At 38.6% G+C, this 15,675-nt stretch carries 14 protein-coding genes; 8 read left to right on the top strand and 6 right to left on the bottom strand.

Annotated elements, in window-relative coordinates:
- Positions 1-64: 64 nt before the first annotated feature.
- The 4 genes from MM236_RS02445 to MM236_RS02430 all read right to left on the bottom strand — a co-directional run bounded on the left by MM236_RS02445 (position 65) and on the right by MM236_RS02430 (position 4,305).
- Positions 65-1,747, bottom strand: a complete 1,683-nt coding sequence (locus MM236_RS02445; RefSeq protein WP_241273344.1) for a sodium-dependent transporter — start codon at positions 1,745-1,747, stop codon at positions 65-67.
- 84 nt (positions 1,748-1,831) lie between these two features.
- On the bottom strand, positions 1,832-2,182 hold the full coding sequence (locus tag MM236_RS02440; protein ID WP_241273343.1) for a hypothetical protein: 351 nt from the start codon (positions 2,180-2,182) through the stop codon (positions 1,832-1,834).
- Positions 2,183-2,250: 68 nt separating this feature from the next.
- Positions 2,251-2,901, bottom strand: coding sequence for an inorganic diphosphatase (locus tag MM236_RS02435; RefSeq protein WP_241273342.1), 651 nt, complete (start codon positions 2,899-2,901; stop codon positions 2,251-2,253).
- 57 nt (positions 2,902-2,958) lie between these two features.
- The gene (locus MM236_RS02430; protein WP_241273341.1) at positions 2,959-4,305 is read right to left on the bottom strand and encodes an amidohydrolase; all 1,347 of its coding nucleotides are present in this window, start codon (positions 4,303-4,305) and stop codon (positions 2,959-2,961) included.
- 203 nt (positions 4,306-4,508) lie between these two features.
- Here MM236_RS02430 and MM236_RS02425 point away from each other — a divergent pair, with 203 nt between their 5' ends.
- From MM236_RS02425 to tnpA (MM236_RS02415), 3 genes are all read left to right on the top strand, one after another.
- Complete coding sequence (locus MM236_RS02425; RefSeq protein ID WP_241273340.1) at positions 4,509-5,471, top strand: YheT family hydrolase; 963 nt, start codon at positions 4,509-4,511, stop codon at positions 5,469-5,471.
- A gap of 1,071 nt (positions 5,472-6,542) precedes the next feature.
- Positions 6,543-6,989: an IS200/IS605 family transposase gene (gene tnpA, locus MM236_RS02420; RefSeq protein ID WP_241273339.1), complete on the top strand. Its 447-nt coding sequence runs from the start codon at positions 6,543-6,545 to the stop codon at positions 6,987-6,989.
- Between the two features lie 1,431 nt (positions 6,990-8,420).
- Positions 8,421-8,867, top strand: coding sequence for an IS200/IS605 family transposase (gene tnpA, locus MM236_RS02415; RefSeq protein ID WP_241273339.1), 447 nt, complete (start codon positions 8,421-8,423; stop codon positions 8,865-8,867).
- Positions 8,868-9,147: 280 nt separating this feature from the next.
- Here tnpA (MM236_RS02415) and lhgD read toward each other — a convergent pair whose 3' ends face one another.
- Positions 9,148-10,347 (bottom strand): L-2-hydroxyglutarate dehydrogenase, encoded by a 1,200-nt coding sequence (lhgD, locus tag MM236_RS02410; RefSeq protein WP_241273338.1) that lies wholly within the window; start codon positions 10,345-10,347, stop codon positions 9,148-9,150.
- Positions 10,348-10,437: 90 nt separating this feature from the next.
- On the opposite strand from lhgD, the gene MM236_RS02405 reads away from it, so the two are divergent.
- From MM236_RS02405 to rplT, 5 genes are all read left to right on the top strand, one after another.
- Positions 10,438-11,637 (top strand): DUF4934 domain-containing protein, encoded by a 1,200-nt coding sequence (locus MM236_RS02405; protein WP_241273337.1) that lies wholly within the window; start codon positions 10,438-10,440, stop codon positions 11,635-11,637.
- A gap of 112 nt (positions 11,638-11,749) precedes the next feature.
- Entirely contained in the window at positions 11,750-13,699 is a 1,950-nt protein-coding gene (gene thrS, locus MM236_RS02400; RefSeq protein ID WP_241273336.1) for a threonine--tRNA ligase, read from the top strand.
- A gap of 92 nt (positions 13,700-13,791) precedes the next feature.
- Complete coding sequence (gene infC, locus MM236_RS02395; RefSeq protein ID WP_241273335.1) at positions 13,792-14,343, top strand: translation initiation factor IF-3; 552 nt, start codon at positions 13,792-13,794, stop codon at positions 14,341-14,343.
- Positions 14,344-14,365: 22 nt separating this feature from the next.
- Positions 14,366-14,563: a 50S ribosomal protein L35 gene (rpmI, locus tag MM236_RS02390; protein WP_241273334.1), complete on the top strand. Its 198-nt coding sequence runs from the start codon at positions 14,366-14,368 to the stop codon at positions 14,561-14,563.
- A gap of 104 nt (positions 14,564-14,667) precedes the next feature.
- Positions 14,668-15,012, top strand: coding sequence for a 50S ribosomal protein L20 (rplT, locus tag MM236_RS02385; RefSeq protein ID WP_241273333.1), 345 nt, complete (start codon positions 14,668-14,670; stop codon positions 15,010-15,012).
- A gap of 292 nt (positions 15,013-15,304) precedes the next feature.
- Here rplT and MM236_RS02380 read toward each other — a convergent pair whose 3' ends face one another.
- Positions 15,305-15,562 (bottom strand): GIY-YIG nuclease family protein, encoded by a 258-nt coding sequence (locus tag MM236_RS02380; protein WP_241273332.1) that lies wholly within the window; start codon positions 15,560-15,562, stop codon positions 15,305-15,307.
- Positions 15,563-15,675 lie beyond the last annotated feature (113 nt).

The raw sequence follows: 15,675 nt of genomic DNA, 5'->3' as shown, positions 1-15,675 counted from the left end.
AAGAAAGTATAAAGTTGCAGAGATTACCAATCCCTGAGTTGCCAGAAGCATGATCAATGCAATTTTATTCATGGTATATTTTCCCTTCTTTTTTTCTTTTTTGATATGATAAATAGACAAGCAAACTGATAAACAAAAACAATGTAATCAAGAATATTCTAGCCATGTTTGTATAGAATAGTTTACTCTCTAGATATACCTTATCACTATCATTTACAGCTATTTGAATCTGTTCTTTTAAACCATAATTTGTGATGTTTTTGATCAAAGAACTGTTATCCAAAACCCAATTTCCACCATTCAAAATACTCGAGATATTTTCTGACCATTCGTTCTGAAACGGTGTAATCAATGCACTCAAAAATACCAAAAGCAAAAGCAATGGAGTAATGTATTTGATGATGAATTTATAAACTTGAGGGATTTTGATTTCAGAGCCTTCATTTATTTCCGTCCATCCTTTGTCTATGCCAAAAACCCATGAAAAGAGGATAGCTTCAAGCAAAGCAAAAACTACCAAACTCACAGTTCCGGCCCAATAGTCATATTCATCGAAAACTCCATATTGATAGAGTAGGACAGTAGGCAGCCCCATAATCAGAGCCAAAGCCCCAAAAGACCAAGCACCTTTTGTTTTTCCCCAACCAAACTCATCTTTCATAAATCCCATCCAAGGTGTTCCCATAGCCAAGGATGAAGTAATCCCTGCAAAAAACAGAAGTCCAAACCAAAATACACCAGCAAACACAGCTGTGAATTCGCCCCATTGCTGAAAAAGAAATGGCATTGTTTGGAAAGCCATCCCAAAACCTGCATTTTCCAACACCCAATCTAATCCTAAATAACCAGCAGCTATTGGAATGACAATGCTACTTCCAAGTACAACTTCTACAAATTCATTTAAAAAACCAGCTGAGACTGCATTTAAGGCAATATCTTCTTTTTCTTTGATGTAAGCAGCGTAGCATTGGATCGTACCCATGCCTACAGAAAGCGTGAAGAAAATCTGACCTGCTGCAGCTAGCCACACTTTTGGATTGGCCAAGGAATCAAACTGAGGTGTCCAAAGAAAATTCAATCCATCCCAAGCATTTGCATCAGGGAATAGTTCGGATTTCCCTGATTCTCCAAGTGTCAAACCACGGACAGCTAATATTATCCCGAAAAGGATCAATAATGGCATTCCGATTTTTGCTGCTTTTTCTATTCCGCCAAGACCTTTGGAGAGAATGATAATATTCAAAGCCAAAACCAAAACATAAAAGAAAACCGCCTCAAAAGGAATTCCTGTGCTTGTGGTGCAAACATTGACATATTCTGTAAAAAACATTGCAACCTCAGACTGGGACATTGATTCGAAAGTACCAAATATGGAATGCAACACATACACCAAGCTCCATGATTCTATGTAGGTGTAATAGGCTACTACTGCGATATTTGTAAATATCCCAAATACCCCTACATATTTCCAGACTTTGGCTTTTCCCATACCATCCATGATGTATGGTGTACTATGATTGTTGAATTTGCCACCAAACCTTCCAGAAGACCATTCGATCAATAGCAAAGGAATCCCCATCAAAAGGAAACAAATCAAATAAGGTATAATGAAAGCGCCTCCGCCATTTTGGACAGCTTGAACAGGGAATCTCAAGAAATTTCCCAATCCAACGGCATTTCCTGCCATCGCCAAGATAAGTCCCAATCTAGAGCCCCAAGCTTCCTTTGAGGCTAACTTATTTTCCATAAAGGATCAATGTTTTGAACCAAACTTTGTGAATGTATTATCAAAGAATAATGCCCTTGTTAAGAGAAAGGCTACAGTTTGGATTTAAAAAAAGAAAAAATATGGGTAAAGAAAATCTAATATTCCTAGGCTACTTAGCCGAACCAAAAAGCCAAATTCCTCACCATATGATTGAGTAAAATGTTGGTTAAAAATCAATTGCAATACTGCAAACTTGGATTCACTAGATTTTTCTTTACCTAGAGAAAAAGTGCTTGAAGTTGGACAAATCCCATCTGTAAAATGTAACGATATTTCTCCTTGTTCACTTGCAGCTATAGAAGTGTGATTTATTTCAGCAAAAAACTGAAAGTTATCTTCAAAAGTATCCGCATACAAGCCTTGAACTCCGAGGAGAACAAAGACCAAAAGCAAGGCTAGTATTGAATTTTTCACGATTTTATAATAAATAACGGATCAAATGTAAATGAATTTTTTACATATTTTTCAAATCACTATTTTATTTATTTTTCTACTTCATTCTTTTGAATATAATCCTCTATTGCCTCTTTTAAATAGATATTAGCTACAAGATTATTTTCAACAGAAAGAACTTCAACTTTACCTGATCCTTTATAATTTGAAAGCCAAATTTTCAGGATATCCAATACACCTGGGTAATAATTTTCAAGATCTTCGATCGTATATAGCTTTTCGAAATGACTGGGAATCGGCACAGCAATCAACTTTCCATCAGACTCACCGCTGTCCATCATATCAATCATTCCTATGATTCTGCAAGTGACAATTTGTCCTCGCTCAATAGATTCACCAATGACAAAAACATCTACAGGATCACCGTCACCACCAGTAGCTTCGGAAAGCAATGTCTGCGGCACAAATCCATAGTTGGCAGGGTAAGATAGATAATCTACCACCCGGGAAGAGTCGGCTGTGATTTTCTGCCATTCAAGATGACCAGAATTTTTGTTTACTTCCCATTTCTGATTGGTTCCAGCTGGAATTTCGATTACCATATTTACAAGTGAATCAGATGTGAAAGGGGCTATGCCATGAAGCAAATTTATTTGGTCAGGATCTAAATGTTCAGTCTTTTCAGCAACTCCACAAGACAGAAGCAAGAGAGGAAAGACGAAGTTGTAGCAAAATTTCATTGTTCTTATCATTTATATGTATGTCGGCGGTCGACTGTCGACAACAACTGTGGACCGTTACTTTTTCCCATCCATCATCACTTCCTGATTTTTCAAAATTTCCATAGCAAAGGTTGTCATCGCTTTAACACCTGTTTTGATGGTGGGCTCAGGAACAGGAGCAAAGTAAGGACTATGAAGTCCAGGAATATCCAAACCTTTCTCTTCAGCTTCAATTAAGAATTGAGGATCATTGGCTCCTAAAAAGAACATGCTGATGGGAATTTGCCTTTCTTGGTTCCCGTAAGCACTAAAATCCTCTCCAATCATCATCGCTTCAACTTCTACAAGATTTTCCATACCAAACTCATTTTCAAACACCTTGACCATTCTTTCGGTCAAAGCATCATCATTGATCAAAGGTTTTGTAAATGGATCTCTAATCCAATATTTTGGCATTTTTTCAGCCGAAAGTCCAGCTGCAATTGCGAAATTATCAGAGATTTCCTTGATTCTTTGGATGACTTTTTCCCTTACATCTAAAGAATAAGAGCGCATTGTAAGTTGCATGGTCACCTCGTCAGGAATGATATTGTGAACAGATCCTCCGTGGATGGAGCCCACAGTCACTACTGCTGGAACTGTAGGTGCCAAAGTTCTACTGACAATGGTTTGATATGCTTGGATCATCTGTGAAGAAAGGACAATTGGATCAATGGTTGTATGAGGAGCAGCACCATGACCGCCCTCGCCATATACTGTCACGTTCATCATATCAACTCCTGCCATCAAAGGCCCAGACTTGTACCCCAAAGTTCCAGCAGGTAAAAATGGATAATCATGTAATGCAATAGCATAGTCGGGATGTGGAAACTTTTCATACAAGCCATCTTTCATCATACTCCATGCACCAAGACCATTTTCTTCTGCAGGTTGAGCCACCATCAGAAGTGTACCTCTCCAAGAATTTTTGTATTCCATCATCATCTTCGCAGTGCCTACAAAAACCGACATGTGAATATCATGGCCGCATGAATGGGTGATAAAGGTCTCTTTACCATCATTTGAGATTCCTTTTTTGGTAGATGCGTATGCCAAACCAGTCTTTTCTTCCATAGGAAGTGCATCCATATCTGTTCTGATCAACAAAACAGGACCAGGTCCATTTTCAAAAACCCCTACAACCCCATATCCTCCAATATTTTCAGTCACTTTGTAACCTATAGACTTCAGCTCCATAGCCATTCTTGCAGAAGTCTCCTTTTCTTGAAGTGACAGTTCTGGGTTTTGGTGGAGTTCTTTATAGAGTTTTTCCAAGTTAGGATATGCACTATCTATTGATCGATCTAATTCTTGCGCATAAATTTCTATAGTTTTGATGCAGAGGAAAAGTGTAATGAACACTAGCTTTATGATTAATTTCATGTGTTTATAATTTGTTTTTCAGAGGTCACCACGATTGGTCGGGACAGGCTATGGAATCTCGCATGGTTGATAATCATACCAGAGTGTGACGTTCTTCGTCATGCTTGATTTCATATTTGTTTAAATTTTGTAAATTCAATTAACAAAATATTCCTTGGAATAAAGGATAAGTTTTTAATTTCACGATTCAAAACTCAGCATTTATGCCCATTATTGAAAATTCAAGTTATAAAAAACCTCCAAAATATTTGTTTAATGGTCATCTAGAAACGATCATTCCAAGTATTTTTAGAAAAATTGAAGGGGTAAATTATAAAAGAGAAAGAATCAATACACCAGATGGGGATTTTCTCGATCTGGATTGGTCAAAAGTGGGTAGCAAAAAGCTCTTGGTAATATCACATGGTTTGGAAGGAAGTTCTGAAAGGCATTATGCCAAAGCATTGGCAAAACTTTTTAATCGACACGGATTTGATGCTTTAGCATGGAACAATAGAACTTGCAGTGGAGAGATGAATTTGCAACCTATCATGTACCATCACGGGGCTTCTTATGATTTGGAAACAGTCATCGAGCATGTAGATGCTTTAGGAGTCTATGATGAATTTTATCTGGTAGGAATCAGCATGGGTGGAGCTCAGACATTGAAATATTTGGGAGAAAAAGGGCTTGACCTAAATTCAAAAATCAAAAAAGCAGCAGTTTATTCTACACCTTGCAACCTAACAGATTCCGCTGCTACACTTTCGTTCAAAGGAAATGGATTTTACAGGAAGCGGTTCCTTAGCAAATTAAAGATAAAGATGCAGTTGAAAGGGGAGCAATTTCCCGGTTTGGTAGATATGAATTTGCTTTCTAGGGTGCAAGACTTCAATACATTTGATACCCATTTTACAGCAAAATTACATGGTTTCAGAGATGCAGCTGACTTTTATCAATCAGTTAGTGCAGACAATTGGATGCATGATATCCAAATACCAACACTGATCATCAATGCTCTTAATGATCCCTTACTTTATGATCGCTGCTATCCAATAAAGCTAGCTCAAAAATCCGACCTTATCCATTTAGAAATGCCCAAAAGAGGAGGCCATACAGGTTTTTTGGTCAAAGGTCAAGAATTCACTTGGGCGGAAATGAGGTTTTTGGGGTTTTTGAATCCCTAGGTTTGACTTAGGGTTCCGCCACGTCGGACACGGTATTGAAAAGTTCGACCACTTCGTGGTCATTTTTCCCAATATTAAATTCCCGATCCTGAAAGGATCAAACCTCTCAATAGCCACGGGTGAAACCCGTGGAAAACGATGACCAAAATCCCAACCATCACCGACCCTGAAGGGTGTCTCGAACCTAGAACACGAAAGTTCAACCCCTCACGGGGTTGTTGCCACGCATCATTATACATCCTTTTCCCTAGGTTTGACATAGGGCTCCGTCACGGCGGACACGGTATTGAAAAGTTCGACCGCTTCGTGGTCATTTTCCCCAATATTAAATTCCCGATCCTGAAAGGATCAAACCTCTCAATAACCGCGGGTGAAACCCGTGGAAAACAATGACCCAAATCCCAATCATCACCGACCCTGAAGGGTGTCTCGAACCTAGAACACGAAAGTTCAACCCCTCACGGGGTTGTTGCTACGCATCATTATACATCCTTTTCCCTAGGTTTCACCTAGGGCTCCGCCACGGCGGACACGGTATTGAAAAGTTTGATCCCTTCAGGATCGCTCTTTCCGAATTTATTTCATCTGAATTCCAGATTTATCTTGAGCTCTGCCATGGCATACATGTATTTCAGGATCGTGATTTACTTGCGATTCCCTTTCCATAATTTGACTCTCAAATGACCACGATGTGGTCAAACTTTTCAATAACCGCGGGTGTAACCCGTGGAAAACGATGACCAAAATCACACCCACCACCGACCCCGAAGGGTGTCTCGAACCTAGAACACGAAAGTTCAACTCCTCACGGGGTTGTTGCCACGCATCATTATACATCCTTTTCCCTAGGTTTCACATAGGGCTATTGAAAAGTTCGTCCGCTTCGTGGTCATTTTCCCCAATATTAAATTCCCGATCCTGAAAGGATCAAACCTCTCAATAACCGCGGGTGAAACCCGTGGAAAACGATGACCAAAATCCCAACCATCACCGACCCTGAAAGGATCGAACTATATTGATATTTAATGGATTTTTTCCGAAGTTACATTTTGACTTTTAAAACACATTTTTATGGCCACTTACACACAGATTATTTACCACATTGTATTTTCAACAAAAAATAGAGAACATACACTTATACACCAAGAAAAAAAGAGGCTTTATGCCTACATCCATCATTTATTAACAAAGAAGAATTGCCATTTATATCGAATTAATGGAGTAGAAGACCATATCCACATTTTGACGCATGTGCATCCAACAATTGCAGTTTCAAATTTAATTAAAGACATTAAGCTTGCTTCAAGTGATTTTATTTTAAGAGAGGGAATCTTTCCTGATTTCAAAGGTTGGCAGGATGGTTATGGCGCTTTTACCGAATCTATCAAGGCTAAGGAGAGGCTGATCAAATACATCAAAAACCAAGAGGAGCATCACAAAAAAGTTAGATTTTTGGAGGAATATAAAAACCTCCTTGAAGAATATGAAATCAAATTTGATCCGAGGTTTTTGCTTTAGATTGATTTTATGATGGTGGCAAGAAGTTCAACCCTTTCAGGGTTGTTGGTTCGATCATCGGCCATCCGAACCCTAGGTTTCACCTAGGGCTCCGCCACGGCGGACACGGTATTGAGAAGTTCGACGGCTTCACCGTCGGATTTTATATTGGATTTTGTAGATTCCTTAGGGGCATTTCTCGACCACGAAGTGATCTAACTTTTCAATACTTGGCCGTGGTGTATCCGCAGGTGAAACCAGCGGATAACAAGTCGACATCATTTCCCTCCGACCCTGAAAGGGTCAAACTTTTCAATAACCACGGGTGAAACCCGTGGAAAAACGATGACCAAAATCCCAACCACCACCGACCCTGAAAGGGTCGAACTTCTTCCAAGATCATCGCTACCCATTTTCATTTATTTTAACACCAATTTTTTTCTTCATTTATTTAAAAGTTCAACCCCTCACGGGGTTGTTGCTACGCATCATTATACATCCTTTTCCCTAGGTTTCACCTAGGGCTCCGCCACGGCGGACACGGTATTGAAAAGTTTGATCCTTTCAGGATCTTTTCCACCGAATATCATTAATCTTTACTTCCGATTTAACTTATAAATTTATGGTATGGTCAAGTTATTTAAAAGATTGACTTTTTTATGTTCGAAATGCAACTTTCATATTTTAGTCATTTCCCGACCGCGAAGTGGTCAAACTTTTCAATAACCGCGGGTGAAACCCGTGGAAAACAATGACCCAAATCCCAATCATCACCGACCCTGAAGGGTGTCTCGAACCTAGAACACGAAAGTTCAACCCCTCACGGGGTTGTTGCCACGCATCATTATACATCCTTTTCCCTAGGTTTCACCTAGGGCTCCGCCATGGCGGACACGGTATTGAAAAGTTTGATCCCTTCAGGATCGCTCTTTCCGAATTTATTTCATCTGAATTCCAGATTTATCTTGAGCTCTGCCATGGCATACATGTATTTCAGGATCGTGATTTACTTGCGATTCCCTTTCCATAATTTGACTCTCAAATGACCACGATGTGGTCAAACTTTTCAATAACCGCGGGTGTAACCCGTGGAAAACGATGACCAAAATCACACCCACCACCGACCCCGAAGGGTGTCTCGAACCTAGAACACGAAAGTTCAACCCCTCACGGGGTTGTTGCCACGCATCATTATACATCCTTTTCCCTAGGTTTGACATAGGGCTCCGTCACGGCGGACACGGTATTGAAAAGTTCGACCGCTTCGTGGTCATTTTCCCCAATATTAAATTCCCGATCCTGAAAGGATCAAACCTCTCAATAACCGCGGGTGAAACCCGTGGAAAGGAATGACCCAAATCCCACCCACCACCGACCCTGAAAGGGTCGAACTATATTGATATTTAATGGATTTTTTCCGAAATTACATTTTGACTTTTAAAACACATTTTTATGGCCACTTACACACAGATTATTTACCACATTGTATTTTCAACAAAAAATAGAGAACATACACTTATACACCAAGAAAAAAAGAGGCTTTATGCCTACATCCATCATTTATTAACAAAGAAGAATTGCCATTTATATCGAATTAATGGAGTAGAAGACCATATCCACATTTTGACGCATGTGCATCCAACAATTGCAGTTTCAAATTTAATTAAAGACATTAAGCTTGCTTCAAGTGATTTTATTTTAAGAGAGGGAATCTTTCCTGATTTCAAAGGTTGGCAGGATGGTTATGGCGCATTTACCGAATCTATCAAGGCTAAGGAGAGGCTGATCAAATACATCAAAAACCAAGAGGAGCATCACAAAAAAGTTAGATTTTTGGAGGAGTATAAAAACCTCCTTGAAGAATATGAAATCAAATTTGATCCGAGGTTTTTGCTTTAGATTGAGGTTACAGAGAGAAAGTTCAACCCCTCACGGGGTTGTTGCCACGCAACATTATTCATCCTTTTCCCTAGGTTTCACCTAGGGCTATTGAGAAGTTAGATCCTTTCAGGATCGGAAATGCAAATCGACATTTTATCAAATTACCGACCACGAAGTGGTCTAACTTCTCAATATCTTGTCCGCCGTGGCGGAACCGCGGGTGAAACCCGTGGAAAAACTATGCCCCAAATCCCAACCATCACCGACCCTGAAAGGGTCGAACTTACTTTTCTAACTTCTAAAACCTCTTCAAAGCTAACTCACTTACTGCTTCACCGATAGACAAAGAACTTGTGGCAGCAGGAGAGGGGGCATTGAGGATATTGATGGCATATTGATTTTCTTTGATGCTGAAATCATCCAAAAGACCACCGTTTCTGTCACATGCTTGTGCACGAACTCCAGCACCGCCGTCCACCAAATCTGTCTCTTGAATATCAGGGATCAATTCTTGCAAAGCTTTTGTAAATGCTGCTTTTGAAAATGACCTATACATTTCCCCAAAACCTGTTTTCCAGTATTTGGAAGCGACTTTTTGAAAACCTGGCCAAGCGAGTGTTTCTGACAACTCTCTCAAATTAACATCAGAGCGCTTGTATCCTTCTCTTTTAAATGCTAAAACTGCATTTGGTCCAGCTTCTACACCGCCTTTCATCATTCGTGTAAAGTGAACACCTAAGAATGGGAAATTAGGATCTGGAACCGGGTAGATCAAGTTTTTGACTAGATATTCACGCTCTTTTTTGAGTTTGTAATACTCTCCTCGGAATGGAATGATTTTCACATCCAATTCCTTCTCTTGGTTCATTTGCGCTACTTTATCAGAATAGAGCCCACCACAATTGATGATCAATTTGGTGTCAAAATGTTGCTTTTTGGTTTCTACTACTGAAGACCCTTTCAGTGAATTTGTGCGAATGACTTTGTAACCTAGAAAAATTTCACCACCCAGCTTTTTGAATTTTTCACCTATTGCAATAGCAACTTTTTTGTAATCAACGATTCCAGTTTGGGGAACATGAATAGCAGCTACACCTGCACAATATGGTTCGTATGTTTTCAATTCATCCAAGGTAATATGCCTTGTGCCTTCTAGCCCATTTTCCAAACCTCTTTGAAAAAGCCCATTTAAAATAGGTATCTGTTCTTTTCGGGTAGCGACCACGACTTTTCCTGTAATTTCAAAAGGTATATTCTCCTCTTCACAAAACTTGATAAGCTGATGGTACCCCTCAATACAGTTTGTTGCTTTCAGGGAACCTGGTTTGTAATATAGTCCAGAGTGGATTACACCGCTGTTATTCCCTGTTTGATGTTTGGCAAGTTCATTTTCCTTTTCAAGAATGGCTACTTTAAGCTCAGGTTTCTGTTCCTTTATTTTTAATCCAGTGGCAAGACCAACAATTCCCCCGCCGATGATGATGATGTCGTATAGCATGTAGTCAAAAGCTTTATACAAATATACTGCTGTTTGCTAAATATTTTAAGAAAGGACTTTTAGATTTCGTTTAAATCATTAGTTTTGAATATGGGAAACAAGATCATTGGAATTTTTTTGCTATTTATAATAGCTTGTAATAGTCAGCTCGAATCAGGTTCAGTTTCTGAAAAAGATGGGATCATTACAATCAAGGTTGACTTGGATTCAGTCAAAGAAGGAAAGTTGACAGACTATTTTGAGCCAGAGATAGCGTATTTACTTTTAAAAGAAGATGAAAATCCCGATTCACAAATAGGAGAAATTGAAAAGCTTATTGGATACAAGGAAAAGATCTATTTATTTGATTCTTACATTGGAAAAGGTGTTCAAGTTTTTGATAGACAGGGGAATTTTCTAAAACGGATTAGAAATAGAGGGGATGGTTTGGGTAAGTACATTGAGGTAGCAGACCTTCAAGTCGAGCAAGACACCATTTATTTATTAGCCCACCCAGGAAAAATTATCAAGTTTGATCTTGAAGGGCAATTTATAAATGAAATCAAGATTCCAGTTATGGGAAGGACTTTTTACTATGATGTTAATTCAAAACACTTTTATATATATAGTGGAGCAAAAGCAGAAAATCTAGTTTCGGAAATTGACCATAAAGGCTCAGTTCTTAAAAGCTATTTTTCATCCCATCCAGATATTTTTTATAGGTCAATGGGGGATCGTGTGAACTTTTACTCCAATGACAATGGGTTTTATTTTTCTAGAACTTATTTGGATACCTTATATACTTTTAACCAAAATAAATTTGAGCCTCAAATAATTTTCGATTTTGGAAAAAATGCAATGAACCATGAAAAGATGAAAGAGAAAGAATTGGAAATGGATGAAAAAGCATTTTGGGATTATTTTCAAGAAAACTCTGGGGCATCTTATTCTCCTTTTGGATTTTCTAATTCAAAATTTATTTTAAGTAGATTATCAACTGGTGGAAGAAGAATTGTATCTATTTATTATAAAGTTAACAAAACACATGATTTGGTAAATTTTGACATTATCAATGACATTGATGAATCCTTCAATTTTTATCCTCCTATTTACCAATTAGAAAATGATAGAGTAGCGGTAGCTTATCGAGGACCAACCCTATACAATAAAGCAGTAGCTAAAAAACAAACCATGTCGGATGAAGACTGGAAAGCTTACCAAGAAGGGAAGGGAAAGGATTTCATTGAAGCTGCTTTTTATGCCAAAGAAACTGAAAACTATGTCTTGATGATTCTCAAAACAAAAAAATAAAAGAATCAAATTGGAATCAACCTTTAAAAACCGCTTACGAATTTGCATATTTGCAGGCTGTAAAGCATCTGTTTGTAAAGATGCGTTGTTTCATCAAATGATTAAAAGATAAATGTCTGATCAAAAAATCAACATTACCCTTCCAGATGGTTCTGTAAGGGCTTATGACAAAGGAGTTTCTGGATTACAAATTGCACTTAGTATCAGCGAGGGTTTAGCCAGAAACGTATTGGCAGCAAAAGTAAATGGCGAAGTTTGGGATGCCACAAGACCAATTGAACAAGATTCAAGTGTCCAATTACTCACTTGGAATGACAAAGACGGGAAGTCAACATTTTGGCATTCTTCCGCACACTTGATGGCGGAAGCTTTGGAAGCGCTTTATCCTGGGGTAAAATTGGGAATAGGTCCTTCAATTGAAACAGGCTTCTATTACGATGTGGATTTTGGCGACAAGGTTTTCGAAGGTTCTGAATTGGAGAAGATTGAAGCCAAAATGGTTGAGTTGGCCAAAGAGAAAAATGAGTATATCAGAAAAGAAATATCAAAACCTGAAGCTGTAGCTTACTTTACAGAAAAAGGTGATGAGTATAAATTAGACCTTTTACAAGGTTTGGAAGATGGTTCTATTACATTCTACGAGCAAGGGAATTTTGTAGATCTTTGTAGAGGGCCACATATCCCAAACACAGGTTTCATCAAGGCAGTGAAGCTACTCAATATAGCAGGTGCATACTGGAGAGGAGATGAAAATAGGAAAATGCTTACCCGTATATATGGTGTAACATTCCCGAAGGCAAAGGAATTGACAGAATACCTTCACATGCTGGAGGAAGCCAAGAAACGTGATCACAGGAAACTGGGTCGTGAATTGGAACTCTTTACCTTCTCCGAAAAAGTAGGGATGGGCTTACCACTTTGGTTACCTAAAGGGACTTTGTTGAGAGAGCGTCTGGTAAACTTCTTGAAGCGAGCACAAGACAAATCAGGATATCAGCAAGTAATTACTCCACATATTGGACATAAGGCTTTATACGAGACTTCTGGTCATTATGAAAAATACGGAAAGGATTCATTTCAGCCAATAGCCACTCCTAATGAAGGAGAGGAATTCTTGTTGAAGCCAATGAACTGTCCTCACCATTGCGAGATATATAAGCACAAACCAAGGTCATATAAGGATCTTCCAATCAGATATGCTGAGTTTGGTACTGTTTATCGCTACGAGCAAAGCGGTGAATTGCACGGATTGACCAGAGTTCGAGGTTTTACCCAAGATGATGCACATATTTTCTGCCGACCTGAGCAGGTTAAGGAAGAATTTATTAAAGTAATTGATTTGGTATTGTATGTATTCAAAGCATTGGGTTTTGAAGATTATACAGCTCAGATCTCTTTGAGAGATCCTGCAAAAGCGGAAAAATATATTGGTTCAGACGAAGCATGGGACAAAGCAGAGGCTGCGATCATCGAGGCTGCAGCAGAAAAAGGTTTGGTGACTGTCACTGAGCTGGGAGAAGCCGCTTTCTATGGTCCTAAGCTTGACTTCATGGTGAAGGATGCTTTGGGAAGAAAATGGCAATTGGGAACAATACAAGTTGATTATCAATTGCCTGATAGATTTGAGTTGGAGTATATTGGTTCTGACAATCAAAAACACAGACCTGTCATGATTCACCGTGCACCATTTGGTTCTTTGGAGAGATTTGTAGCTGTACTGATTGAGCATTGTGCTGGCAATTTCCCATTATGGTTAGCTCCAGAGCAAATGACAATTTTGCCAATTTCAGAGAAATTCACTGCTTATGCTGAAGAAGTGAAAAACTTACTTGATGAGCAGGATATCACAGGAGCGATAGATAATAGAGACGAGAAGATTGGAAGAAAGATCCGGGATGCAGAGATGAAAAAGATACCATTTATGCTGATTGTTGGAGAAAAGGAAATGGCTGAAGGAAAGCTATCTGTGAGAAAACACGGAGAAGGAGATCTTGGAAGTTTTACACCGGAGGAGTTTGCTGCTTTTTTCAAAAACATAATTTCCACATCAATTCAACATTAAATTTCACTTTAAAAAAGAAGGGGATTTTTTAAATCCCAAAAATATTACGATATTTGCAGGCAATTTCATTAACAAAACCATAAAGAAATATTTTGAGAGGAAGAACACCGTTTAGACAAAGACAAGAAGAGCCTTATAAAATTAATGATAAGATCAGGGCAAGAGAAGTTAGGATCGTAGGCGATTACGTTGAGGGAGGAAATGCAGTATTATCATTGTCAGAGGCTATCAAACTTGCTGAGGCAAATGAACTTGATCTTGTAGAGATTTCCCCAACAGCTAGTCCCCCTGTTTGTAAAATCATTGATTATGCTAAATTCAAATATGAGCAGAAGAAAAAGCAGAAGGAAATCAAAGCCAATGCTGCCAAGACTGTTCTGAAAGAAATTAGATTTGGGCCTAACACGGATGATCACGATTTCAATTTCAAATTAAAGCATGCAATTAATTTCCTTAAAGAAGGATCGAAAGTAAAGGCTTACGTACATTTTGTAGGTAGGACGATCGTATTCAAGGAAAGAGGGGAGATGCTTCTTTTGAAATTTGCGCAAGCACTCGAAGAGTATGGGGCTGTTGAGCAAATGCCAAAGATGGAAGGAAAGAGAATGTTTCTCTTTTTGGCTCCAAAAGCAACAAAGAAATAATTTTCAACAAACAAATACAGTTATGCCAAAAGTAAAAACCAAATCAAGTGCAAAAAAGAGGTTCAAGCTTTCTGGAACCGGTAAGATCAGAAGAAAGCATGCTTACAAAAGCCACATTTTGACAAAGAAAGAGACCAAAAGGAAGAGAAATCTGACTAAAATGGGAATGGTTCATGAGTCAGATGAAGGAAGAGTAAAAGCAATGTTGAGAATCGGTTAATTCAGAGATCAACAAAATCAATTAAAGGTTAATTATTCACCAGACGCTTAGGTACAAAAGTTCTTGCGAAAGCAAAGGCACCAAGAGTCAAAAAATTTATTACTATGCCTAGATCAGTAAACGCGGTAGCGTCAAGAGCAAGAAGGAAAAAAGTTTTAAAAGCAACCAAAGGTTACTTCGGAAGAGGTAAAAACGTTTGGACAGTAGCTAAAAACAAATATGAAAAAGGTTTACAATACGCTTACAGGGACAGAAAAGCTAAGAAAAGAGAATTCAGAGCTCTATGGATCCAGCGTATCAATGCCGGTGCCAGATTACACGGCATGTCATATTCACAATTAATGGGGTTATTGAAGAAAGGTGAAATCGATTTGAACAGAAAAGTTCTAGCTGATTTAGCCATGAATCACCCTGAGGCATTCAAAGCTGTAGTTGAAAAAGTTAAGTAAGTTTGCACTGACTTATTTATTGAAGAACCCCGAGAAATCGGGGTTTTTTTTATACCTATTTTTCAACAAATATGCATGAAGTGCCCAAATTTTAGTATCTTACAGAAGATCAAAAGAAACCAATCTTTAAAAGCTTAATATTCAAAGCTTTTAGAATTGGTTTTTTCTTTAAACACAATACATGTTTGAATCAATTAAAAAGGCTTGAACAAAAAAAAAGCCCCAAAAGAGGGGCTTGTAGCGAGGAGCAGAATCGAACTGGTGTCCGCCGCGGCGGATATGAATCCTGCGCTCAGGTAGTATAGACGGGGAGAATGTGTTTATTGATCCATTCCCTTCCTTTTCCTGACTTGAGCATCTTCTCTCTTTTAAGAGCTGAGGTTTTGTCATCAAAGAATTCAACATGGATACAGTACCATGGTCTGTATCTAGTGGTAAATCCTTTTGTCGATTTGTAGTTGTGGAAATGAAATCTGGTAATCAAATCAGATGTCATCCCAGTATAGAGTCTATTGCAATTAAATGAGTAAAGAATATAAACACAATACATGTTTGAATCAATTAAAAAGGCTTGAACAAAAAAAAAGCCCCAAAAGAGGGGCTTGTAGCGAGGAGCAGAATCGAACTGGTGTCCGCCGCGGCGGATATGAATCCTGCGCTCAG

It is taken from the genome of Belliella calami (assembly GCF_022549695.1).
Lineage (GTDB): Bacteria > Bacteroidota > Bacteroidia > Cytophagales > Cyclobacteriaceae > Belliella > Belliella calami.
The sequence above is the reverse complement of the archived record's forward strand: the minus strand, read 5'-3'. Positions and strand labels throughout refer to the sequence as shown.